Below are 23300 nucleotides of genomic sequence, written 5' to 3'. Positions count from 1 at the left end.
AGCGGCCACCGAAAACACTCCGCTCAAGACCTCGGCGTGATCCTTACGCCCTCAGCGACTCGGTCGCTCGGATGCAGAACCACCCGCTCTCCCTCGGCAAGGCCAGTGATGATCTCTGCCTCCAAACCACTGTGCTGACCGATCTCGACGGAACGAGTCCGGGCGCGTCCGTCGTGATCGACGAAGACCGACCAGTCGTCGCCGTTTCGGAACAGGGCGCTCATCGGCAGCTTCAACACCTCGTCGCCACGCCATAGCACGATCCGTACCTCCACCCGATAGCCATGGCCGAGCCGTGGCCAGTGCTCGGGCGGATCGGTGAAGTCGACGATGACGTTGACCCGCTGCTCCTCGATGCCGAGTGCCGAGACCTTGGTGAAACCATAGGGCTCGACCCGACGCACTCTGCCGTTGAGGATGGCGCCACCCCACTCCTCGATCAGCACGGTCTGACCTTCCTCCACTTTGACCGCCTCCACCGACAAAAGGTCGGACACGATCTCCAAGTCGCGCGGATCCCCGATCTCCACCAACGGGTCACCGGCCCTGACCACGCCTTCGCTTTCGCGGACGATGCGCAGGATGTTGCCACTGACCGGAGCGGTGATCGGCACGCATTCGCAAGACGCCCGCTGTGCCTGGGTCTCCAAGGGCGTCAACAGCCGCGCGCGGGCCTGGTCGAGCTCGAACTGCCGGATGCGCAGGGCCGCCTTCGCGGTCTCAGCGGCCGCCGAGCCGCTGAGAAAGGCCCGTTCCGCGTTGTCCAGCGCGCTTTGCGAGATCGTGCGGCCAGGCTGCAAACCCCGGGCACGCTCGACTTCGGCACGGGCATAGTTCAGCTCCGCCTCGGCCTGAGCCAGCTCCGCCGCCGCCAGAACCTGGCCGGCCTCGGCCGCCTGAAGCGCAGCCCGCGCCTCCGCCTCGCTGCGCGGGTCCAGGAAATCCGGGTCAATTGGCTCTATGCCGGTAATGACAGTCTGATTGGCGATCACCAGATCCCCTACATCGGCGTCTATACGCTGCGCCAAGCCGGCGATCGGCGCAGACAACACGAAGACATCGCGCACCCGAGTCTCGCCTTCCTCGTCGACGGTCACCACCAGCGCTCCCCGCTCCGCTTCGGCCAAGTCGACCGGCACCGGCTTTGGCCGGAAAGCGTAAACGAGACCCGCCAACAGCAGCGCGGCGAGACCGGCCCACAAGGCGATACGGCGTGCTCTTGCGCTCATCCCAGTCGTCTCTCTCTGCTCATTCCCGTGTCTTCAACACGCTCACGAGGTCCAACCGATCGAGCCGGCTGCGAACCAGTGCCGCCGAAGCCACCGTTGCGACCAGTCCGATCACCACTGCCAAGCCATAGGTGGTGGAGTGCACGACCAACGGCACACGAAACAGCTCCGTTGCGAAGCTTTGCGAGATCAACCAAGCCAGCAGGTATCCCATCCAGCATCCAAGCGGCAGCCCCACGAAAGTCAGGAGAGCCACTTCGCCCAGCAGAATATAGGAAATCTCCACCCGGCTGAAACCGAGCACGCGCAGCGTGGCAAGCTCGCGACCTCGCTCCGACAGAGCGATTCGGGCGCTGTTGTAGACCACGCCGAAAGCTAGAGTACAGGCGAAGACCACAAAGAAAGAGACAAAGATCATCAGGGTCTCGCCCATGGTCTCATAAAAGGTGTCGACGGCGGCCTGACGCAACATGACGGACGAAACCTCGGGCGTTTCCTTCAGCTCCGCGAACAAGGCGTTCTGCCCAAGCGGATCGACACGCAGATGAGCACCGCTGACCACCGGACGCTCGCGCATCAAGCGATTCAGAGCATCGATATGCATATGGGCCGGGGTGCCGATATAGGTTTCGAACAACCCGACCACCGGCACGTCGGTTATTGGACGCCGCCCCTCCAACACCTCAACGGTGACCAGGTCGCCATGGCCGACGTTCAGCACCTCCGCCAGTTTGGTGGAAAGCACCAGCCCTTCCGGCGGGACCGCTACGGTCAGGCCCGAAACATCGTAAACCAGGCTGAGCCTGGAATCGGGCAGCACTCCCTCGACCGGCTGACGTTTCGAGAGGTTCCCGGCATGCAGCCGCGCCGCCACGCTGCGCACCGGCTCCGCCGCCATGACGCCGGGCATCCGGCCGAACTCGCGCATCACCTCACTGGACTGCGCCTCGACGAGGGCCACCGTCACGTCCTGGCGCTGAGCCTCGAAGAATTGGGTTTCCACCAAGTGGTCGATGGCGTCGAGCCACTGCAGAGAGCTGATCAATACCGCTACGGCCAAGCCGATACCCACCGAGGTCAGAAACGAGCGCCCCGGCCAGCGTGAAATCTGGCGCAAGATGATCCGGGTCGGCTGGTCTGCCCAGCCGGTCAGCAGCCCGGCCAGCTCCCCCCGGTGCCGCCGGTAGAGCGGCGGCACCGGGGGGCGCATCGCCTCCGCCGGAGGCAGCGTAGCGGCGCGGCGTACCGCCACGAGGGCACCCAATACGGCCGCCGACAGGCTGACCAATGCGGCGATCGCGAAAGCGCCAGGACCGGGCCGATAAAGCAGGAAGGGAAAGCGGAAGAGGTCGCCATAGACCTGAGTGTTGAAGCGCCCCAGCCAGGCCCCGACAATCCAGCCGATGACGATGCCAAGCGCCGCCATCACAGCGACCAGCTTCATGTAGTGCCAAGCCACTGCCAGATTGCTGTAGCCGAAGGCCTTCATCAGCCCGATCTCGCTGCGCTCGATCGCGATCAGCCGGGTCAGCACCATGTTCGACAGGAAAGCGGCGACCGCCAGGAAGATGGTCGGAAGGATGCTGGCAATGCTCTTGATCTGCTCCAACTCGTTCGTCAGGAACCAGTTGGAGATCTGGTCCGACCGGTCGAAGGCCCCCACCCCGCCGTACCGATCGAGCAGAAGATCGAGCCGGTCGATGACGTCCTCCGCCCGCGCGCTTCGCAGCAGCGACAGAGAGACGTCGTTGAAGGCACCATCCAGGTCGAAGGCCGCGGCCAGCGCCTCCTCACCCATCCAAAGCACGCCGAAGCGTTCGTCGTCCGGCATCAGCGCGCCCGGGCCGATGGCATAGACGAACTCCGGCGAGAGGGCGACGCCGACCACCTGCAGGTCGCGTCTGTGGCCGTTGACGACCGCGCTCAGCGTATCGCCGGGCGTCAGCCCATGGGCCTCCGCGAAAGGCTCGGTGACCACGACCTCGTCCGGTCGCCCCGGGGCAACCAGCCGACCGGCGCGGAGAGCCAGACGGTTGAGCAGCGACTCGCCGCCTTCCGGGATCGATACCAGATGGCCCGTCACCGGCTCCGCGAATCCCTCCAGGTCGAGCAGCGCCCGTTCGACGATCCGGGTTTCCACCGCCTGAACTCCGGGAATGGCGGCGATACGGCTGGACAGCCGCTCCGGAGCCCGCTTCACGGTCGCGAAGATGTCGGCGAAGTTGTACCGGTCATAGTAAGCACTGGTGGTCTCTTCCAACGCCTCGAGGGTGGTGAGCGACATCACCAGCACCGCGACGCCGGAGGCGACCACCAGCGCCACCGCGAGCACTTGGCCGCGAAGCCGGACGAGGTCCCGGATCAGCTTTCGGTTCAGTGCCCGCATCGGTCCCTACACATCGGCCCTTACCAGGCAAGCTCCTGCACAGGGCGTTTCTCCGCGTTCTCACGCACTGTGGTGATACGGCCGTCGGCAAAGGTGATCACCCGGTCAGCCATATCGGCGATCACCAGGTTGTGGGTGATCAGCGCCGTAGTGGTGCCCAGTTCCCTGTTCACCCGCTCGATGGCGGCCAGGACCAAAATCCCCGTCTTGCTATCGAGCGCCCCGGTGGGCTCGTCGCACAGCAGAATGTCAGGCCGCTTGGCGATGGCCCGGGCGATCGCCACCCGCTGCTGCTCCCCGCCGGAGAGCTGAGCTGGGAAATGATCCGCCCGCTCGTCCAGGCCCACCAGCTCGAGCGCCTCGGCCGGATCCATCGGATCCCGGGCGATCTCCGTCACCAGGGCAACGTTCTCCAGCGCCGTCAGGCTGGGAATGAGATTGTAGAATTGGAAGACAAAGCCGATGTGATCGCGGCGATAGCGGGTCAGCGCCGCTTCGTCGGCGGAAGCCATTGGCTTATCGTCGAACCAGACGCTTCCGGCGGTCGGTGTGTCGAGACCGCCAAGGATGTTGAGCAGGGTCGACTTGCCGCTGCCCGACGGCCCGACCAGCACCACCAGTTCCGAACGGTAGAGCGCCATCTTGACCCCGCGCAGCGCCTGCACTTCGACCTCGCCGCTTCGGTAGATCTTGGTCAGTCCGCTGGTGGCCAGTACCGCCCGCCGCCCGGCCGCCGTCGAGGTGTCAGGGAGCGGTGGCGGCATCGGCCTGCTGCTCGTGAAGAAGGAACAAGCCGCAAAAACTCGGCTAGCTCCAGCGGCAACGCATTGACGTGGATCAGTGGTTCTGACGGCCAGCGCCGCTGGCCGAGGTCGTGACATCGGTGTTTTTCGTCGATCTCACGGTCATCGTCTTCGGGCAGGGCTTCGCCACGCTTCTCACGCTGGTCTTCACGCCTTGCATGTTGATACTGCGCACCAATCTGAAGCACCGGCACCTCAAGCGGGCAACCGCACGCCAAACGGCTGATAGTACAGGGCCCCTTGCGGGCGGACCTCTGACGAAAGCCGCCGCGTAGTCCTTGGGAAGGAGGCTCCCATTTACTTAGCCTTAAGGGCTAATCAGGCAAATTTCAGGTCCATAGCCTTGGAGCCCACCTCGCATGGCCGTCGCAGCCCCTTCCGAGCCCCTTCCCAGCCAGACAGAACCAGCCGAGACGCGTGACGGTAAGGATCTGCACGAGGCCGTTCGCCTCGCCTCCGAGTCGAAACTGCCTCTGGAGCTCGGTAGTATCGAAATTTCCGAGGATGGCCGTGTCGTCCCCAGCGCGCCAGGACACACGCTGACGTTCAGTTTCTTCTACAAAGGCTTACCCTTCGCAGGTGAGGTAGGCCCGGAGTCCGGCGATAGCGTGCGACTGGTCGGTGAATTCGGAAAGATGCCCTTTACCGCAGAGCTGCCGAAGGGGCGTCATGCCATCCGTCAGGTGATCGCCGACAGCCAACGCAGTCAGCGGACACGCTTCTTCGTCACCAGAGAACAGGATCTTCGGCTTGCGATGGAAGCGGTACCGCCGCAACCGCGCACGCCGGTCAGCATCGTCGCCGCAGTCACGGCGCTGATCGTGGAGGCTCTGCCGGGCATCGAGGCGATGACAGACACTCTCAACGAGCGGCTCTCGGCTGGTCGGAAGAACGAGACCAGCGTCGCTTGAGAGATAGGCGGCCCAATCTGACCTGAATGGTCCGCTCTCACAGGCGACGCAAGCTCAACCGGAGCTGTCGGGCGACGGCAACACGAAAATCTGCCCAGGATAGATCAGGTCGGGATCTCGGATCTGGTCGGCGTTGGCGTCGAAAATGACCGTATAGCGCGGCCCCTCGCCATAGGTGCGGCTGGCGATTGTCCAGAGATTGTTGCCAGGCTGAATCACGACGAAGCGCTCATCCGCCGGTAGATTCGCGGTTTCGAAGGCGGCGCGGGCAAAGGGCGATTCGACCCGCGCCGTGACCGCACCCTCGCCATTGAGCTGATCGATTCGCAGCGTGTAAAGGCCGGGCGCGACCGGCTGCGACGGCGTCACGCGCCAGCGCCCGTCGCTGTCGATTCGGGCTTCGCTCAGGGCTGTATTATCCAGATAGACGACGATCCCGTCGCCCGGCAGCCCCTGACCGGAGATGACGAGCCGACCGGCTGCGTCATAGTCGATCGCCTCGAGCCAGAGACCGCCGGCTACCTCGGCAGGCGCAGGTTCAGGCAACTGCATCACCCGCGCCGCACCGGCTGTATCCACGGGAAGCTGCACGACCAGAGATCCTGCATCACTTGCCTGACCGGCTTCGGCAACGGTCGACGCGGCCTCCGGTACCGACAGAACGACGACGTTGCGACCGGCCTGCGCCGCCCCTCCAGCTGTGGTTGCCTCCAGTTCCAAGGCATAGTCGCCCGGCGGCAAGGCGCGTTCGGGCAAGATGACGAACTCGCCACGGCTATCCGCCCGGCCACGCGCCACCTCCTCGCCGTTCCGCGTCACCACCACGTCGCTGTTCGGAGCCGCGCGCCCCGCCATGACGCTGGAGCCGTCACGCTCGACCCTCACGACATCGAAGGAGGGTCCACCGCCGGCCCGGTCTGTCTCGGCGCTTTCCAGCTCCTGCAACTGCACCTCTGCCGGCCGACGAGCCGCGCCTTCCGCGCCGGCGTCGCGCTCAGTCGGCGAGGCCTGAGTTTGCGGCTGGGACCGAGGGGTTGTGCCCACGGCTGTCTCGGTCGCACCTTCGGCTTCGGGGTCTCCTGCTTGGCGGTCAGGCTCAGGCGCGGACTGGGTTTCCGGCCCCGACAACGACCTCTCCGTCTCGGACAGAAGCTCCGGCGGCGCCGTTCCCGGGTCGCGCAACAGCAGGGCCCACAGGGCTGCCCCGATCGCCACGACCAGAAGACCACCGAGAGCCAGACCGCGCTTCACCTCAGATTCCTCGCACCAACACTCGCCAAGACTTCCCGCGAGTTCACAGGGCCTGTAAAACCTAGCCCGCCAAAGTGATTTGCGCAATTGCGGCACAGCGTAGTCCCTGTCTGGCCGCCGTAAACCCGGAAGGTTAGGTTCACAGAGCGATCTTTAAGATTACCTGAGAAACTGCACTTCCGTTCCACTTCCACCAGCACGGACCAGAGATGACCGAACCCTATACAGTCTGCCTTTATTGCGGGTCTTCCAACCGGGCGGATCCCGCTTTCTACGAGGCCGCGGCCGAGTTCGGCCGCGAAGTGGCACGACGGGGCTGGCGGCTGGTCTACGGCGGCGGCCGCGTCGGCCTGATGGGCGCCGCCGCGGATGGCGCGCTGGAGGCGGGCGGCGAGGTCATCGGCATCATTCCCGGCTTCCTGCACGATTTCGAAGTCGGGCACCACGGCGTGACGCGCCTGGAAGTCGTGGAATCGATGCATATCCGCAAGATGCGGATGTTCGATCTGTCCGATGCTTTCTGCATTCTGCCCGGCGGCCTGGGCACCCTCGACGAGACCTTCGAGATCATGACCTGGCGCCAACTGGGTCTGCACGAAAAGCCGATCGTCCTGGCCAACCTCAAGGGCTTCTGGACCCCCTTCCTGGCCCTGCTCCGGTCCCAGGTCGACGCCAAGCTGGTCCGCCCGGAGCACGCCGCCCTGTTGCAGACCGCCGAGACTGTTCCAGAGCTCTTCGACGCCTTGGGCGAACGTACGGAAGCCGTGACGGGCGCAACGTCGAAGTTCCTTTGATCCAGCCTGACGGCTTCGCGTTCAACTTCCCCAGCCGGGCGGCTCTGGCATTGGATCTGGACAAGTCAGCGCGCCGACAGCGACAGCGAGCGCTGCCCAAATCACAGAACGGCGATGGCGACCAAAATGCGATGAAAAAGATCGGATGCCATTCCACATAGGTCGATTCCGACCTTCGCTTCATAGTTGTTCCACGCTAGCTTGACCTCTTCTGTAGTCGGAAAGGAAGCGCCGGTGGAGTTCTCTATAAAGGCCCAGACATTCTTGGTGCTGGTCGTTGCTTTGGCTGTTACCGGCTGCGATACGCGCCGCGTCGTCAGCATCGCGCCGGGAGAATACGAGCTCACCTATGGTGAACCTCTCGGTCGCCGCGTTGCAGCCAACTCAATACTTGATTGGGAAGCGCTGAAGGTGTGTCCCGCTGGCTACACCGTCGTAGCCGACGAGGTTCGGCCCGGATCAAGCCATCCTCTCTACTACTGGCGCATACGTTGCCTCGGCGTTGCTGATAGCGGTGCCGACTAGCATGGGCCCGCCCGCGGTCTCTACGAAATCGACCTACATGGGCACCTGCATAGCCTGCTGGCAAAGGTAACATCCCCCGACCTCGGAGCGGCTCCAAGAGTCGGGGGATATTGATGGTAGCGGGGGAGGGACTTGAACCCCCGACACGCGGATTATGATTCCGCTGCTCTAACCAGCTGAGCTACCCCGCCACAGGGTGAATCCGCCAAAAACGCTGAGTGTCCACAGACCGCAGCATCGCCCGACCCAAGGGGCCATCCGGCGCGAGAGCGTGGATATAGGGGGGGCGGCTTTCGGCTGTCAAGCTTCGGCCGAGGCTGCGGAGGCAGGGATTCTCGATGCCTCGGCTGCCGCCGGGATCGAGACGGCCGCTCGGCTGTCGGCCGCCGCGATCCAGCCGCCGCCCAACACGCGGCTACCGGCGTAACAAACTGCGGCCTGACCGGGCGCGATGCCGTACTGCGGCGCGTCCAGTAGGACCGTCGCACCGCCCTCTCCGGCCTGGACGATCCGGCCGGCGACCGGTGCCTGGGCCGACCGCAGTTTGACCTCGACGGCCGTCGTCCCAGCCGCGTCCAGCGAGGCCGCCAGCCAGTTTAGCTGCCGCAAGGTCACCCGGTCCTTCGCCAGGGCAGCCTTTGGGCCGACCACAACACGCCGCGCCTCGGGCTCCAGCCGCACCACGTAAAGTGGCTCCGCCGTGCCGCCGACGCCCAGGCCGCGGCGTTGGCCGATGGTGTAGCGGATCACACCCTCGTGCCGGCCGACCACCCGGCCCGTAAGGTCGACGATCTCGCCGGGATCGGCGGCGCCGGGACGCAGTTTCTCGACAACGCTGGCGTAGCCGCCGGTCGGCACGAAACAGATGTCTTGACTGTCCGGCTTGTCGGCGACGGCAAGGTCCAGACGTTCGGCCTCGGCACGCGTCTCCGCCTTGGGCAGGCCACCGAGCGGGAACTGCAGAAAAGCGAGCTGTTCGGCCGTGGTGGCGAAGAGGAAATAGCTCTGATCGCGTGCCGCATCGACGGCCCGATGCAATTCGGGGCCTTCGCGTCCCTGCAGGCGCTGGACGTAGTGGCCGGTCGCGAGTGCATCGGCACCGAGATCGCGGGCCGTTTCCAGCAGATCACGGAACTTGACCCGCTGATTGCAGCGCACGCAAGGGATTGGCGTTTCGCCGCGCAGGTAGCTGTCGGCGAAATCGTCGATCACCGCATCGCGAAAGCGGCTCTCGTAGTCCAGGACATAGTGAGCGATGCCCAGACGGTCGGCGACGCGCCGCGCGTCGTAGATATCCTGGCCGGCACAGCAGGCCCCCTTCTTTCCGACTGCCTGACCGTGGTCGTAAAGCTGAAGGGTAATACCGATCACCTCGTACCCCCGCTCGGCCATCAGCGCGGCCGTGACGGAGGAGTCGACGCCGCCGGACATGGCGACGACGACCCGCGTATCCTGGGGCGGCTTGGCGAGGCCGGGAAGAGAAGCTGCGCTCTGCATGGGCGCAATATATGGAACATCTTTCGCGACGCAACGTGGCGAGGTTTCAGAGAGCGACTAAGCCAGCTCGCGCAGCAGGTCCAGCAGGGGTGCCGGTTCGGCCAGCAGACCGAGCGAAACCGAGAAATGCCCCTGACGACGCACCGTGACGCGCCGGGCCGGCAGGTTCCAGCACCGCGCCAAGGCAGCACCTTGCGCGAAGGGCAGCAGGCGGTCGGCCGAGCCCAGCAGCAGACGGATACGCTCCGGCGGTAGGACGGGGCCACCCATGGGGTTCAGCAGCGGCACCCAGCGCGCCAAGGCGGGCTCCGTCCAGCCGGCCGCTTGCAGGCGCGCCCGCAAGCCCAGCAGCCGGCCCAAACTCCCCACCGGCGTCGCCTGCGTGACATCGGCCGCCGTCGTGATCAGCAGCAGACCGTCCGGCTGGCTCCGCTCCGGCCAATGCCGCGCCACCTCGGCCGCCTTCTGCGCCGTCAAGGCGCCGAGCGAGACGCCGGACCAAGCCACCGGCCCCTGCCGCTTGGCCCAGGCCGTCCAGACCGCCAGCTCCGGCACGGCCAGCTCGAAAAACTCCAAGAAACCTGCGGGTCCACGGGCGATCAGCGGTTCACCGCCGTAAGTGCCTGGTCGCCGACGCCGGCCATGCCAAGGCGCCTCGAGCCGCAGCACCTGCCAACCGGCCGCCAGCGCTCGGTCGCTATAGTCCGGGCTGCGCGGCCAGAAGTCCGCTTCGATGCAGATGCCATGCAGGGCGATCACTGTACCCTTGACGGCGGCTCCCCTCGCGGCCGCGGCCGGCCGCTCCAGGCGCGCCCAGGCTGTGCTGCCGTCGCGGGCCGGAAAGCACAGCCAGACGCTCTCCTGCGCGCCCTGCTGCAAGGTGTGGCTTTCCCGCGGAACCGCATCGGGCAGCGGAAAAGCGGCCTCCGGCGCCTCCAGACGCTCGGCGTGACGGGCTTCGACCGCATCCGGCGGCTCGATTGCAAAAGCGGCTGCTGGGGCACCCGCCATTGCTGGCAGATGCCGGAGACGCCGGCCCATCCAGGCCGCCGCCGCACGGCGCCGGCTTTGCTCCAGCCGCGCCAGGTCTTCGGGCCCCGGCGACGCGGCAGCGAAGAAGCCGTGCCGCCAGGCGGCCTCGGCCGAACGATAGCGCTCCAACGCCGAACCTCGCTCGGCTTCGGTCTCGGCCCAGGCACGGGAAAGCGGCAGGTGCAGCCGTGCGACGCTCCAGGTCGCAGGGCCATCGTACCAGGGGCGGAGCCATAGCGGCGCCAGCGGGCGGCGCCAGAGACAGGGTGCACGGTAATCCTTCGGTGACTTCACGGGCCTGTGATTCCCGAAGATTCGATTGCCCTGGCAGGTTGCCAGCCGGCCGTGCCGTCACGGCATCTTTCACCGTCCTTGGAGAACCCTGCCATGCGCCCTTTCTTCACTCTGTTGTCCCTCCTGATTCTGCTGTCCGCGCCGGCGGCCGCCGCGCCGGACGGCCTGGTCGATGAGACCACCCGCTACGGTTACGCAGAGATGATCGAACGCCTCGACCAAGCCGTCAAAGACCACAAGATGGGCCTGGTGACGCGCGCCAGTGCAACCGTCGGCGTCAAACAGGTCCTGGAAGAGGATATCCCCGGCAACATGGTGGTCGGGGTCTATCACCCGCGCTTCGCCAAGCGGATGCTGGAAGCCAGCGTGCCGGCGGGCATCGAGGCGCCGATCCGCTTCTACATCACGGAAGAGGCCGACGGCGGAACCACCCTCACCTACCGTACCCCCTCCGCCGTCTTCGCGCCCTGGGCCGACGGCAACGACGATCTGCAGGCCTTGGCCGCCGAACTCGACGAGATTTTCGCGGGAATCTTTGCCCAAGCCACCGCCGACTGACCGCCTTGCGTCCGAGGGCGGACTCTCCGCCCCGGCTCTCCATCGGCCTGTCCTGCAGCCTCCCTGTCTCCAGTATTTTGTCGTGACATTGCTCCGTCACACAGCTAGATTTAGCGTTATGGGTGGGGGTAAGCTCTAAATCTTGTGCACAAAATCGGTTTTCCACAGCCCAACGATTTCGGGGACAGGGAGCGCTTTCGACATGGACGGATCTGCGGTTTTCAAGGCGGAAACGGGTGCCGGTTCGGCTTCGCCGGGACTGGAAAACCTTGTGGACGAAGCGCGGACTGCGACCTTCGCTCAAACCGAGGCCGTGATTGCCCCCGCAGAGGCTGACATCGCAGACACCGATGGCATGGAGGCCGCGAACGAGGCGTTGCTCGACAGCGGCGACCAGATTCGCGACACCTTCCAGAACGAGCGCGGCATTCGTGTTCGAATGGACCGCGACCGCGACGCCTTGCTGACCGATTTCGGCAAGGCGACACTGACCGATCGCTACCTTATGCCGGGCGAGTCCTATCAGGACCTCTTTGCAAGAGTGGCGGCGCATTTCGCCGACGATTCCGACCATGCCCAGCGGTTGTACGATTCCATCTCGCGTCTTTGGTTCATGCCGGCCACGCCGGTGCTGTCCAATGGCGGTACCGAGCGCGGTCTGCCGATCTCCTGTTTCCTGAACGAAGCGCAGGACAGCCTTGGCGGTATCGTCGGCCTTTGGAACGAAAACGTCTGGCTCGCCTCCAAGGGCGGCGGCATCGGCAGCTTCTGGGGCAACCTGCGTTCGATCGGCGAAACAGTCGGCGGTGTCGGTAAGACCAGCGGCGTAATCCCTTTCATCCGGGTCATGGACAGCCTGACCTTGGCGATCAGCCAGGGTTCTCTGCGGCGCGGATCGGCAGCCTGCTACCTGCAGGTCGACCATCCGGAGATCGAGGAGTTCATCGAGCTGCGCCGGCCGACCGGCGGCGATCCCAATCGCAAGGCGCTGAATCTGCACCACGGCGTGGTGATCACCAACGACTTCATGCGCGCAGTGGTCGACGACGAACTCTGGGCCCTGAAGAGCCCGAAGGACGGCACGATCCAGCGCACGGTGAAGGCGCGCGATCTCTGGATTCGGATCCTGACAGCCCGTGTCGAGACCGGCGAGCCGTACATCATCTACGGCGACCACGTGGCCGACGCCCAGCCCGAACACCACAAGCTCTCGGGCCTGAAGGTCAAGATGTCCAACCTCTGCAGCGAGATCACGCTGCCGACCGGGCGCGACCATCTGGGCGAGGACCGCACGGCGGTCTGCTGTCTCTCCTCCCTCAACCTCGAGACCTACGATCAGTGGAAAGATGAGCCGGGTCTGGTGGAGGACGTCCTGCGCTTCCTCGACAACGTGCTGCAGGACTTCATCGATCGTGCACCGGACTCCATGGCCCGCGCCCGCTACTCGGCGATCCGCGAACGCTCCATCGGCCTCGGCGTGATGGGCTTTCATTCCTTGCTGCAGAAGCACCGCGTTCCCTTCGAGTCCGCCGTCGCCAAGTCCTGGAATCTCCGTATCTTCAAACAGGTGCGCGCCCAGGCCGACGCCGCCTCGCAGAAGCTGGCAGAGGAGCGTGGCGCCTGTCCCGATGCCGCCGAACACGGCATCCAGGAGCGCTTCAGCCACAAGCTGGCGATTGCACCGACCGCCTCAATCTCGATCATCTGCGGCGGCGCTTCGCCGGGCATCGAGCCCTTCGTCGGCAATGCCTTCACCCACAAGACGCTGTCCGGCTCCTTCCACGTTCGAAACCGGCATCTCGAAGAGCTGCTTGAGGCGAAGGGTCGTAACAGCGACGAGGTCTGGTCCTCAATCACCGTCAACGAAGGCTCGGTGAAGCACCTGGACTTCCTGGACGATCATGAGAAGGATGTCTTTAAGACGGCCTTCGAGTTGGATCAGCGCTGGCTGGTCGAACATGCCGCCGACCGCAGCCCCTCCGTCTGCCAAGCCCAGTCGCTCAACCTCTTCCTGGCAGCCGACGTCCATAAGCGCGACCTGCACCAGATCCATCTCTTGGCCTGGAAGCGTGGGGTGAAGTCGCTCTACTACTGCCGCTCCCGTTCGGTGCTGCGCGCCGAGAGCCATCAGAGCAGCGAGAAAGCACTCTCCAGCATCCCGCTGGTCGGCAAGGTCAACGGAAGCGAACAGCCAGTCGTCGCGGAACGGGTCGACTACGAGGAATGCCTGGCCTGCCAGTGAAGGCTAGGTCGCGGCGGAGACGACAGACAGCAGTAGTCTCATATTCGGCACGGGGAACCGAGGCGCAGTCCGAGTGCGCCTCGGTCATTTGTTTTGTCGGCTACTGCGTCGGTGCGAGCAGTTCGGGCGCCGTAACCCGCTGACGAACGCCGTGAGCTTCCGTCTCATCGAAGATATTTCCGTTCTCCGCCCAGCGGTGGAGGGACGATACGTCGACGCGACCGCACTGAGGCCGAACGCTCCAGGTAACCTGCAACGGAGAACAGATCGCCTGAGTATAGCTTGGGCCTGTCGTCGACCCGCGGAAGACGACCGGGGTCCCGGTTCCCGTAGGAAGCGCGAGGAGCTGGTGAAATCCGCCATCCGATGGCGGACCGGCGTAGTCGAACTGAGTAAAATCAAGCGCATCGGGGTCGTTCACCACGAGAAAGGTTTGCGCCTCGACACGAAGAAGTGGATCGCTGCAGCTCTCGCTCAGGCAGGCTCCTAGCCCTGCACCGGGTGAGACATCGCAGGATGAGTAAACCCAGTGAACCTCAATCGTATCGCCGGGGCTACACCGCCGAACGCACCTTGACCGCTATAGGGATCGATCAGCTCGGCCTCCGTTAGGTCGGCTGTCTTATTACAGGCATAGCCGCCGCTCGCGTCGTCACCGACGAAGACACTAAAGCCGGGCCCCTTGTGTTCCGCATTGCTGTGAGCGTGGATGTTGCAGAGATTCATCTTCGTCGAGGCTGGAGCGATCGGAAAAGTGACCGGATTCGCGCCAATCGGATTGGAGATGTCACGAGGCGATTGAGGTCCATAGCCATCGCAGATCAAGGGCACTGTCGAGGCGGCTTCAGCGGCTTCGCTTGGAGTCGCGTCGGCTTGGGCCGAAGCAGCTTGCACAGAGGCGGCAAAGCCGAACAGAGATATGGCGGCTAGAACGCGAAAAGATGTCATGAGACTCCCTTTGAATGCGTTTCCGCAGACTTTGGGAGAGGCCGCGCACTTTCAAGAGTCTCAGACTGAAAGCTAAATATAGATTACGTAGATTTAATGAAATCAGCGCATCTCGGAGCAAATACAGTTACCCTGAGTTATACTAAATAATTTAGCATCCAAGAAAAAAAGAATATCCATTTAACATAACGGTGGCGCAAAAGGAACGCGAAGGCATGGAGGGGCGCCGCGGGCGTCAGGACGCTAGCCTTCACCCCAGGTGGCCAACACCTCCGCTGCGTCCGCTTCCCTTACCGCGGCGCGCGGCGATTGCGCCCGACCGTCGATCAGACCGCCGAACGCGATCTGGACACTCGGCCCTTCGCCCGCGCGCGCGAGGCCGCGTGCCTGAATTTGCGGATGCAGCAGTACCTCCTCCGGCTCCAGCACCGGCATGAAGCAGCAGTCGACGTCGGACAGCAGATCGTTCCAATGATCCTGCAGCCGACCGGCGAGCAGCGCCGCCACCTCGGCGGTCAAGGCATCCTGGGGCAGCGGCTCGGCTTGGCGGGAGATCCAGTCCTCCCGGCCGACGGCACGGCAGAAGGCGGCCCAGAACTTCGGCTCGATGGCGCCAAGAGAGACGAAACGGTCGTCGGCCGTACGATAGAGCCGGTAGAAGGCGGCACCGCCGTTGAGCAGACCCTGGCCGCGGACCTGCGCTTGCGACCCGCCCCGCAAGGCCGAGGTGAAGGGCAGCGCCTGCCAGGCCAGCACCGCCTCCATCAGGCTGATGTCGAGGTTGGCGCCCTGCCCCGTCCGTCCCTGGCGAACCACAGCGGCCAAGATGGCGATGACGGCCTGCAGGGCGCTGGCATGATCGGCGGTCGGCGGGTAGGCGGCGACGCTTTCCCCGACCCTGCCCGAACTGGCCAGCCCGCCGCCCAGCGCCATGTAGTTGATGTCGTGCCCTCCGGTCAGGCGCAGCGGTCCGGTCTGGCCGTAGCCGGAGAGCGCGCAGTGGATCAGCCGTCTATTGAGCTCGACCCGGCGCTTCCCATCGAACCCCAGCTTTTCGAGAGTACCGGGCCGATAGGATTCCAGCAGCACATCCGCGCCGCGCAGCAACTCGGCGAAGACCTCTCGTCCGGCGTCTGCCTTAAGGTCCAGACGCAGGATTGTCTTGCCGGCATTGATTTGCTTGTACCAGGCGGAGAGGCCGTCGGGATCGCGCGGGCCGAGCTGCCGCATGGGGTCGCCGGCGGGCGGTTCGACCTTGACCACTTCGGCCCCGAGATCGCCGAGGATCTGTCCGGCAAAGGGTCCGGGCAGCCACTGGCTGAGATCGACGACGCGGAGACCGGCCAGCAGGTCGAATGTCATAAACGGCGGATCTGAAAGCTGAACGTCAGTGGCGGCCGCCCTACTCCACGAGTTCGGGGACCTTCGGCTTCGCGCGCGTCCCACCGCCGCCGGAACCGCCGCCTTTCTTGCCCTTAGGCTTACCGGCCTCAGGGTAGCGGAAGGTCAGCTTGCTGCGGTCCTTGGAGAGCCCCACCATGACCAGCCCACCGTCCGCCAGCCGCCCGAACAGGAGTTCCTCGGCCAGTGGCTTCTTGACGTGCTCCTGGATCAAGCGGCCAAGCGGACGGGCCCCGTAGAGCGGTTCGTAGCCTTTTTCGGCCAGCCAGCCCCGTGCGGCTTCCGACAACTCGATGGTCACATGACGGTCGGCAAGCTGCGCTTCCAGCTGCAGGACGAACTTCTCCACTACGCGCGCCACCGTTTCGGGTTTGAGCGCGCTGAAGGGGATGATGGCGTCGAGACGATTGCGGAACTCCGGCGTGAACATCCGCTCGATCGCCTCGCTGTCCTCGCCCTCGCGCTGCTCGCGTAGGAAACCGACGGCGGGCTTCGCCATGTCGGCCGCACCGGCGTTGGTCGTCATGATCAGGATGACGTTGCGGAAATCGACGGTCTTGCCGTTGTGGTCCGTCAGTTTGCCGTAGTCCATCACCTGCAGAAGGATATTGAAGAGGTCTGGATGAGCCTTCTCGATTTCGTCGAGCAACAGCACGCAATGAGGATGCTGGTCGACGGAATCCGTCAGGAGACCGCCTTGGTCGAAACCGACGTAACCCGGCGGCGCGCCGATCAGCCGGCTTACGGTATGCCGCTCCATGTACTCCGACATGTCGAAGCGGTGCAGCTCCACCCCCAAAGTATGGGAAAGCTGGCGCGCGACCTCGGTCTTGCCGACCCCGGTCGGGCCGGAGAAGAGGTAACATCCGATCGGCTTATCGACTTCGCGGAGACCGGCACGGGCCAGCTTGATGGCGCTCGACAAGGCTGCAATGGCCTGGTCCTGCCCGAACACCATGGTCTTGAGATCGCGCTCCAGTGTCTGCAGCGCGGCCTTGTCGTCGCGACTGACCGACTTCGGCGGAATGCGGGCGATCTTGGCGACGACCGCCTCGACCTCCTTCACGCCAATGGTCTTCCGGCGCTTGGATTCCGGCTTCAGAGCCTGCGCGGCACCGACTTCGTCGATCACGTCGATGGCCTTGTCCGGCAGTTTGCGGTCGCCGATGTAGCGGGCCGAAAGTTCGACTGCCGTCCGGAGCGCATCGGCTGTGTAGCGCACGCCGTGATGTTCTTCGTAGTAGGGTTTGAGTCCGCGCAGGATCTTCACCGCGTCCTCGATGGTCGGCTCGTTCACGTCGATCTTCTGGAAGCGGCGCACCAGCGCCCGGTCCTTCTCGAAGTAGTTCCGATACTCTTTGTAGGTCGTCGAACCGATGCAACGCAGAGACCCCGACTGCAGCGCCGGCTTCAGCAGGTTGGAAGCATCCATCGCACCGCCCGAGGTGGCGCCGGCGCCGATCACCGTGTGAATTTCATCGATGAAGAGAACCGCATGGTCCTGCTGTTCGAGTTCGGTCATAACGGCCTTGAGGCGTTCTTCGAAATCGCCCCGGTAACGAGTTCCGGCCAACAGCGCCCCCATGTCGAGCGCGAAGATGGTGGCCCCCTTCAAGACATCGGGCACTTGCTCCTCGACGATGCGCCGGGCCAAGCCCTCGGCGATCGCGGTCTTGCCGACGCCAGGATCGCCGACGTAGAGAGGATTGTTCTTGGTGCGGCGGCAGAGCACCTGGATGGTGCGCTCGATCTCGTGCGCACGACCGATCAGCGGGTCGATCTTGCCGCTCTTGGCCTTGGCATTCAGGTCGACGCAGTAGGCATCCAGCGCTTCACGGCCCTTCTTGACCACCTTCTCGCTCTGCTCTTCCTCGGCGCCCTGGACCGGCCTGCTTTCTTCCTGCCCGGGCACCTTTGCGATGCCGTGACTGATGTAGTTGACGGCATCCAGACGGGTCATTTCCTGCTCTTGCAGGAAGTAGACCGCATAGGACTCGCGCTCGCTGAAAATCGCGACCAGCACGTTGGCGCCAGTCACTTCTTCACGGCCCGAGTTCTGCACGTGAATGGCCGCGCGCTGCAGAACGCGCTGGAAAGCGGCGGTCGGCTTGGCATCGCCGACATGCGCATTGATCAGATTGGTAAGCTGATTATCGATGTATTCAGCGAGGTCGGCGCGCACTTCCTCGAGGGAAACGCCGCAAGCGCGCAAGACCGCGATCGCATCCTGGTCCTCGGTCAACGCGAGCAGAAGATGTTCGAGCGTCGCGTACTCATGCCGCCGTTCATTGGCATAGGCCAGGGCGCGGTGGAGGGTCTGTTCCAGGTTCGCGGAGAGCATCGAGCGGCCTACTCCTTTTCGAGAGTGCACTGCAAAGGATGTTCGTGCTTACGCGCAAAGTCGATGACCTGTGTCACCTTGGTCTCCGCCACTTCGTAAGTGTACACGCCACACACGCCGACACCCCGGCGATGAACATGAAGCATAATCTGAGTCGCCTCCTCTTGGCTCTTGCCAAAAAAGCGCTCGAGAACATGAACAACGAATTCCATCGGTGTGTAGTCGTCGTTCAGCATCAAGACCTTGTACATAGACGGCTTTTTCGTCTTTGTCCGGGTCTTGACCACAACACCGGTTCCGGTGCCGGAGCCTCCTCCGTTACCGGTACCTTGTTGATCGTCGTCACTCATGCGCATGTCGGTCGGGTCTGATCTCTCGATGGCCGTCGCGTCTGCGCCGGGCTGCGGAGCCTTACCTGCCAGCCCCTGCCTGCAAGAATACTGGGAAACCAAGGTGGCCGAAAAGGGGGCTTTGCCGAAACCCGACAATCCCCGTTCCAGGAAGATAGGGCCGCGCTCCGGTGGCGGGAAGGGGGTGCGACGGCCAGGTCCGGCGAGCGGGGTTCCGGCCCAAAAGAGAAAGGGCCCGGCGCGCACTGCACCGGGCCCTCTACATCGGAAGGACAAGACCCTCGCGCTTAAGCGGCGATCGGCTTGGAGGCCTTCTCGAAGGTGGCCTGCATGCAAGCCTGCAACGGCTCGACCGCCTCGTTGGCGACCTTCGCCGACAGCTCTGCCAGTTTAGCGCTCTCAGCCATCACCTTGTCGAAGTTGGTGCGGGCCATGCCGCTCTGCAGGTCCAACATCTCCTGCAGGTTCTTTGCTCCGAAAACCTTCTTCGCAGCGGCCATGTTGGCTTCCATGGCCTCCTGAGCGAAGCCCATCATCTCCTTGGAGAGGCTCTCGAAGCCCTTGGCGACGATGGTGCCGGACTTCACGAAGGCATCCATGTTGCCCTTGTTCAGGGTCGAGAACTCGTCATAGCCCTTGAACATCATGGTCGAAGCCTTCTCGACCTGCTCCTTGGTCGAAGTCATGGCCTGCTCGTACTGCTGGCTGGCGGCGTCGGTGCCGGCCTTGACGAAGGCCTCGACGGTCTCCTTGCCAGCATTTACGGCGGCCTCAATCGGTGCAGTCATTTCGTTGGCGGTCTGGGTCTTCTTAGCCTGAGCCATAATTCGGGTCCTCCTCCTCGGGGTTGGCGGCGTCGTGACGCATCTCAAAATCGATGAGCGGTCAAGAAGGCCATTCGGAGCGGCCCTCTGTAACTCCATCAGCTGCTCGCAGCCTTGTTTTGCTGCACTGCAACATAACACCAATGTAGCGAGGCATTATGCTAAGTCAAGGAGATTTTTGTGCACTGCACAAAATGCATGGGAACGGCCATAACCAAGACCCTTAATCGGCCTTAGAGGGGTGCGCCCACACCGGCTTCGCAACTGCAACATAGCATACTCCCTGGCCTGGCTTGGCGCGACTCCAACTCCGGCCCTAGGCAGTGATAACGGCGTGACCCGAAACTGAGACAGGGGTCGCGCCCGCCGCGGGCAGGAGGCCAAAGCTGACGTGAACCATCAGGTATCAAACCCAAGCGTTGCGGGCGGCAACAGCGTCAAAGCTCCGCGTGTCCTGGTGCTGGGCAACGAAAAAGGCGGGTCGGGCAAGTCGACGACGGCGATGCATCTTGTCGTCGCGCTGCTGCGTCAAGGGCGCTCGGTCGGCGTCATCGACCTGGATGCCCGCCAGGGCACCCTCAGCCGTTATGTCGAGAACCGGCGCGCCTTCACGGAAAACGAAGGCTTGCCCTTGCCCCTGCCAGAGGTACGGCAAGTCCTGCGCAGCGAAGCTTCGACACGCGCCGAAGCCGAAGACGAGGAGCGGACGAAGCTGAAGATTGTATTGGACGAGCTCGCTCCCTGCGACATGCTCGTCATCGATACGCCGGGAAGCGATAGCCATCTTTCGCGCCTTGGCCATACGCTCGCAGACGTGCTGATCAGCCCGATGAACGATAGCTTCATCGATCTCGATCTTCTGGCGCGGATCGACCGCGAGGGGCGCAAGATTCTGGGCCCCAGCGTTTACAGTCAGATGGTTTGGGAACAGCGTCAGGATCGCGCCCGCGAGGGTGGCCGCCCCATCGATTGGATCGTTCTGCGCAATCGGCTGGCCCACCTGGATGCCCGGAACAAGCGTGACATCGCGCGCCTGCTCGCGCAGCTCGCGAAACGGATCGGTTTTCGCCTAGCTCCAGGCTTCGGCGAGCGCGTCGTTTTTCGGCAGCTCTTTCCTCAGGGTCTGACTCTGCTCGACTTGCGTCAATCGGGGGCAGACCTGACCATGAGTCACCTCGCCGCCCGCCAGGAAGTCCGCGCCCTTCTGGCTGCCATCGGGCTCGACATGCCCGAAGAGTCGCAAGCCTGACGACCCGACCACTGGAGGCATTGCCGTCGGCAACTTATCTTATTGTCATGCAAGGAATCATGGACCGCATGGCAAGCCACGGAATAACGCGATGAGCCGCGATGATCGGCTACCCAGCAAAAGCGACGCCAAAGACACGGAAGTCGAGGCCTTCTTGAAGAAGGTGCGCTCCATCCAGCCTGCACAACCCGGCGCTGGCGGACGCGGTCGGCTGATCTTTGCGCTCGATGCCACGGCCAGCCGACAACCGGCCTGGGACCGGGCGATGCACATTCAGGCCGATATGTTCCGCGAAACTCAGGTTCTCGGCGGCCTGGACATCCAGCTTGTCTTCTACCGCGGCTATGGCGAGTGCAAGGCCTCCAAATGGTATTCTGCGGCGGATGCGTTGTTGCGCGTCATGACCGGCGTCACTTGCCTGGCCGGCAGAACCCAGATCCGCAAGGTTCTGAAGCACGGTCTGGCCGAAACCAAGAAACGCAAGGTCAACGCCCTGGTCTTCGTCGGCGATGCCATGGAAGAGGACGTCGACGAGTTGGGACATCTAGCTGGGGAACTGGGGTTGCTCGGCCTTCCTTGTTTCCTGTTTCACGAAGGTGGCGATCCGCTGGTCCGCAATGTCTTCGAGCAGATCGCACGGCTGTCGGGAGGCGCCTGCTGCGCCTTCGACGCCTCCGCGGCGCAACAGCTTCGCGATCTGCTCTCAGCCGTCGCCGTCTATGCCGCCGGAGGTCACAAGGCCTTGGCCGACTTCTCGGCCAAACGCGGCGGTGTCACACGGCTACTGACCAGCCAGGTTCGATAGGGAGCCTGGGCGGCTGGCCATGGCATATCTGATCTTCGGCCTTCTGGTGCTGGGCGGCCTTCTGCTACTCGCCCGCTGGTTCGCCTCGGCCCCGCCGTCCGATGTCATCAAGGTGATACGCTACGGCGCCTTCGCTGCGGGCACGGCCTTTCTGCTTTATCTGGTGCTGGGCGGCGCGAGGACCCTGGCTTTCCTCTTGGCGCCACTCCTGTTGCCGCTTTTGATCAACGCGCGCAGCATTCTCAATCGCCTGAAGACCATGACGGGGCCCAGTCCGGGCCAGACCTCGACCGTCGAGACCCGCTTTCTCCGGATGACGCTGGACCACGACAGCGGCGCCATGGACGGGACGGTGCGCGAAGGGGCCTATCGCGGCCGGCGATTGGACGAGCTGGATGAAACGGATCTGCTCGAGCTTTGGCGGACCTGTCGCGCCGAGGACGAGCAATCCGTCCAAGTCATGGAAGCCTGGCTCGACCGCATGCATGGGCCCGGTTGGCGGGAAGCTGCCGGGGTAGGGCCCGATGAGACCGAGACCGAAACCGAAGGCGCCGGATCAACCGGCGAGAACGACAGAGCGCGGGCGGAAAACGCCGGCCGCCGCGGGGCCAGCGGCGGCAATATGACCCTCGACGAGGCATACAAGATCCTCGGCCTCACCCCCGATGCCGGCGAAGAGGACATTCGCGCGGCTCATCGGAAGCTGATGCGCCAGTTCCATCCCGACAGCGGCGGCTCCAACTACCTCGCCGCCAAGATCAATCAAGCCAAGGATTTACTTCTGAGGCGTTCCTGAGACAACGGCGTCGCTTTTTTCTCGCCGGGACCTCCAGTTGCTTGCCTAGTGGGGCTGTGGCACAACCTCGCGCGCCGCAACCATAGGACTTCTTATGCGCAAACGTATCCGAAAGGCGATCTTCCCGGTGGCCGGTCTCGGCACCCGATTTCTGCCCGCAACCAAGGCAATGCCGAAGGAAATGCTACCGATCGTGGACAAGCCACTGATCGAGTACGCGGTCGAAGAGGCCAAGGCCGCCGGCATCGAGGAATTCATCTTCGTGACCGGCCGTGGCAAGCAAGCGATCGAGGATCACTTCGATTTCTCCTTTGAACTGATGGAGACGCTGCGAGAACGCGGCAAAACCGAACAACTCGCAATCGCCGAGCGCTCGCGCATGCGGGCCGGTGCGATCGCCTACACCCGACAGCAGGAGCCGCTAGGTCTGGGTCATGCGGTCTGGTGCGCACGCAATCTGGTTGGCGACGAACCCTTTGCGGTGTTGCTGGCCGATGATCTGGTCAAGGCCGAAGAACCCTGTCTGGCTCAGATGATCGAGACTTATAATGAAGTCGGCGGCAACGTCGTGGCGGTCATGGACGTGCCGCGTGACCATACGAGACGCTACGGTATCCTTGATGTGGTCGAGGACGATGGCAAGCTGGCTCGGGCACAGGGCTTGGTTGAAAAACCCGAGCCGGACGTCGCACCCTCCACGCTGTCGGTAATCGGGCGCTATGTTCTACAGCCCGAGGTCTTCCACGAACTGGACAAGCACACGGCAGGTGCCGGGGGCGAAATCCAGCTCACCGATGCCATCGCGGCGACGATTGCGGACGTCGGCTTCCACGGTCTGCGCTTCGAGGGCACGCGCTTCGACTGCGGCAGCAAGGAAGGCTTTCTGGAGGCCACACTTGCCTTCGCGCTCGACCGCAGCGATCTGGGCGACGCGATGCGCGAGATGATCAAGCGCTACGGCTAAGCTGTAACGCTTTTGCTCTAAAGGCGGGTCGGGCCGCCCGGGCAGGTAAAGAAAAGGGGTTGAGCGATGCACGTAGCGATGATCGGGACGGGCTACGTCG

21 protein-coding genes and 1 tRNA gene are annotated in these 23300 nt (G+C 63.9%); 8 read left to right on the top strand and 14 right to left on the bottom strand.

Going from position 1 to position 23300, the window contains the following annotated elements:
- Window positions 1-23: 23 nt before the first annotated feature.
- Genes DBZ32_RS14165 through DBZ32_RS14155 form a run of 3 tightly spaced genes read right to left on the bottom strand, consistent with a single transcriptional unit; the run spans window position 24 to window position 4379 of the window.
- Window positions 24-1229, bottom strand: a complete 1206-nt coding sequence (locus DBZ32_RS14165) for an efflux RND transporter periplasmic adaptor subunit (RefSeq protein ID WP_119167850.1) — start codon at window positions 1227-1229, stop codon at window positions 24-26.
- 19 nt (window positions 1230-1248) lie between these two features.
- Entirely contained in the window at window positions 1249-3615 is a 2367-nt protein-coding gene (locus DBZ32_RS14160; RefSeq protein ID WP_119167849.1) for an ABC transporter permease, read from the bottom strand.
- 20 nt (window positions 3616-3635) lie between these two features.
- Complete coding sequence (locus tag DBZ32_RS14155) at window positions 3636-4379, bottom strand: ABC transporter ATP-binding protein (protein ID WP_119167848.1); 744 nt, start codon at window positions 4377-4379, stop codon at window positions 3636-3638.
- A 398-nt stretch (window positions 4380-4777) separates the two neighbouring features.
- Between DBZ32_RS14155 and DBZ32_RS14145 the strand changes: the two genes are divergently transcribed.
- On the top strand, window positions 4778-5329 hold the full coding sequence (locus DBZ32_RS14145) for a hypothetical protein (protein WP_119167846.1): 552 nt from the start codon (window positions 4778-4780) through the stop codon (window positions 5327-5329).
- Between the two features lie 54 nt (window positions 5330-5383).
- Here DBZ32_RS14145 and DBZ32_RS14140 read toward each other — a convergent pair whose 3' ends face one another.
- Window positions 5384-6580 (bottom strand): LysM peptidoglycan-binding domain-containing protein, encoded by a 1197-nt coding sequence (locus DBZ32_RS14140; protein WP_119167845.1) that lies wholly within the window; start codon window positions 6578-6580, stop codon window positions 5384-5386.
- Window positions 6581-6789: 209 nt separating this feature from the next.
- Here DBZ32_RS14140 and DBZ32_RS14135 point away from each other — a divergent pair, with 209 nt between their 5' ends.
- A complete protein-coding gene (locus DBZ32_RS14135; protein ID WP_119167844.1) occupies window positions 6790-7374 on the top strand; it encodes an LOG family protein in 585 nt (194 codons plus the stop codon).
- 101 nt (window positions 7375-7475) lie between these two features.
- Here the strand turns inward: DBZ32_RS14135 and DBZ32_RS14130 are convergent, their stop codons facing one another.
- The 4 genes from DBZ32_RS14130 to DBZ32_RS14115 form a co-directional block, all read right to left on the bottom strand.
- Window positions 7476-7721, bottom strand: a complete 246-nt coding sequence (locus tag DBZ32_RS14130; protein WP_162906761.1) for a hypothetical protein — start codon at window positions 7719-7721, stop codon at window positions 7476-7478.
- Between the two features lie 292 nt (window positions 7722-8013).
- Window positions 8014-8090: transfer RNA gene (locus DBZ32_RS14125), tRNA-Met, on the bottom strand.
- 109 nt (window positions 8091-8199) lie between these two features.
- The gene (mnmA, locus tag DBZ32_RS14120) at window positions 8200-9396 is read right to left on the bottom strand and encodes a tRNA 2-thiouridine(34) synthase MnmA (protein WP_119167842.1); all 1197 of its coding nucleotides are present in this window, start codon (window positions 9394-9396) and stop codon (window positions 8200-8202) included.
- Window positions 9397-9453: 57 nt separating this feature from the next.
- Window positions 9454-10722 carry an alpha/beta hydrolase gene (locus DBZ32_RS14115; protein ID WP_119167841.1) on the bottom strand — a complete coding sequence of 423 codons (1269 nt, stop codon included), beginning with the start codon at window positions 10720-10722 and terminating at the stop codon, window positions 9454-9456.
- Window positions 10723-10815: 93 nt separating this feature from the next.
- On the opposite strand from DBZ32_RS14115, the gene DBZ32_RS14110 reads away from it, so the two are divergent.
- Together DBZ32_RS14110 and DBZ32_RS14105 are read left to right on the top strand one after the other, a co-directional pair.
- On the top strand, window positions 10816-11280 hold the full coding sequence (locus tag DBZ32_RS14110; RefSeq protein ID WP_119167840.1) for a DUF302 domain-containing protein: 465 nt from the start codon (window positions 10816-10818) through the stop codon (window positions 11278-11280).
- A gap of 439 nt (window positions 11281-11719) precedes the next feature.
- Window positions 11720-13522, top strand: a complete 1803-nt coding sequence (locus tag DBZ32_RS14105) for a ribonucleoside-diphosphate reductase subunit alpha (protein ID WP_235830234.1) — start codon at window positions 11720-11722, stop codon at window positions 13520-13522.
- 100 nt (window positions 13523-13622) lie between these two features.
- On the opposite strand, the gene DBZ32_RS22845 is transcribed toward DBZ32_RS14105, so the two are convergent.
- The 6 genes from DBZ32_RS22845 to DBZ32_RS14080 all read right to left on the bottom strand — a co-directional run bounded on the left by DBZ32_RS22845 (window position 13623) and on the right by DBZ32_RS14080 (window position 19386).
- Window positions 13623-14063, bottom strand: a complete 441-nt coding sequence (locus DBZ32_RS22845; RefSeq protein ID WP_208539266.1) for a delta-class carbonic anhydrase — start codon at window positions 14061-14063, stop codon at window positions 13623-13625.
- The gene (locus DBZ32_RS22300) at window positions 14009-14470 is read right to left on the bottom strand and encodes a delta-class carbonic anhydrase (protein WP_208539237.1); all 462 of its coding nucleotides are present in this window, start codon (window positions 14468-14470) and stop codon (window positions 14009-14011) included. The genes DBZ32_RS22845 and DBZ32_RS22300 overlap by 55 nt, the downstream gene beginning before the upstream one ends.
- 243 nt (window positions 14471-14713) lie before the next feature.
- The gene (locus DBZ32_RS14095; RefSeq protein WP_119167839.1) at window positions 14714-15832 is read right to left on the bottom strand and encodes a CaiB/BaiF CoA transferase family protein; all 1119 of its coding nucleotides are present in this window, start codon (window positions 15830-15832) and stop codon (window positions 14714-14716) included.
- 40 nt (window positions 15833-15872) lie between these two features.
- Entirely contained in the window at window positions 15873-18212 is a 2340-nt protein-coding gene (clpA, locus tag DBZ32_RS14090) for an ATP-dependent Clp protease ATP-binding subunit ClpA (protein ID WP_119167838.1), read from the bottom strand.
- A gap of 8 nt (window positions 18213-18220) precedes the next feature.
- Window positions 18221-18562 carry an ATP-dependent Clp protease adapter ClpS gene (gene clpS, locus DBZ32_RS14085; RefSeq protein WP_119168363.1) on the bottom strand — a complete coding sequence of 114 codons (342 nt, stop codon included), beginning with the start codon at window positions 18560-18562 and terminating at the stop codon, window positions 18221-18223.
- Between the two features lie 287 nt (window positions 18563-18849).
- Window positions 18850-19386, bottom strand: a complete 537-nt coding sequence (locus DBZ32_RS14080) for a phasin family protein (RefSeq protein ID WP_162906760.1) — start codon at window positions 19384-19386, stop codon at window positions 18850-18852.
- 391 nt (window positions 19387-19777) lie between these two features.
- On the opposite strand from DBZ32_RS14080, the gene DBZ32_RS14075 reads away from it, so the two are divergent.
- The 4 genes from DBZ32_RS14075 to galU all read left to right on the top strand — a co-directional run bounded on the left by DBZ32_RS14075 (window position 19778) and on the right by galU (window position 23200).
- Window positions 19778-20635: a division plane positioning ATPase MipZ gene (locus DBZ32_RS14075; protein WP_119167836.1), complete on the top strand. Its 858-nt coding sequence runs from the start codon at window positions 19778-19780 to the stop codon at window positions 20633-20635.
- A 91-nt stretch (window positions 20636-20726) separates the two neighbouring features.
- The gene (locus tag DBZ32_RS14070; RefSeq protein ID WP_119167835.1) at window positions 20727-21440 is read left to right on the top strand and encodes a VWA domain-containing protein; all 714 of its coding nucleotides are present in this window, start codon (window positions 20727-20729) and stop codon (window positions 21438-21440) included.
- Window positions 21441-21459: 19 nt separating this feature from the next.
- Complete coding sequence (locus DBZ32_RS22500; RefSeq protein WP_119167834.1) at window positions 21460-22236, top strand: DnaJ domain-containing protein; 777 nt, start codon at window positions 21460-21462, stop codon at window positions 22234-22236.
- A gap of 94 nt (window positions 22237-22330) precedes the next feature.
- The gene (galU, locus tag DBZ32_RS14060) at window positions 22331-23200 is read left to right on the top strand and encodes a UTP--glucose-1-phosphate uridylyltransferase GalU (protein WP_119167833.1); all 870 of its coding nucleotides are present in this window, start codon (window positions 22331-22333) and stop codon (window positions 23198-23200) included.
- Window positions 23201-23300 lie beyond the last annotated feature (100 nt).

Source organism: Algihabitans albus (genome assembly GCF_003572205.1).
Lineage (GTDB): Bacteria > Pseudomonadota > Alphaproteobacteria > Kiloniellales > DSM-21159 > Algihabitans > Algihabitans albus.
Note: the sequence above shows the minus strand (reverse complement) of the source record. Positions and strands in the feature narration are given on the sequence as shown.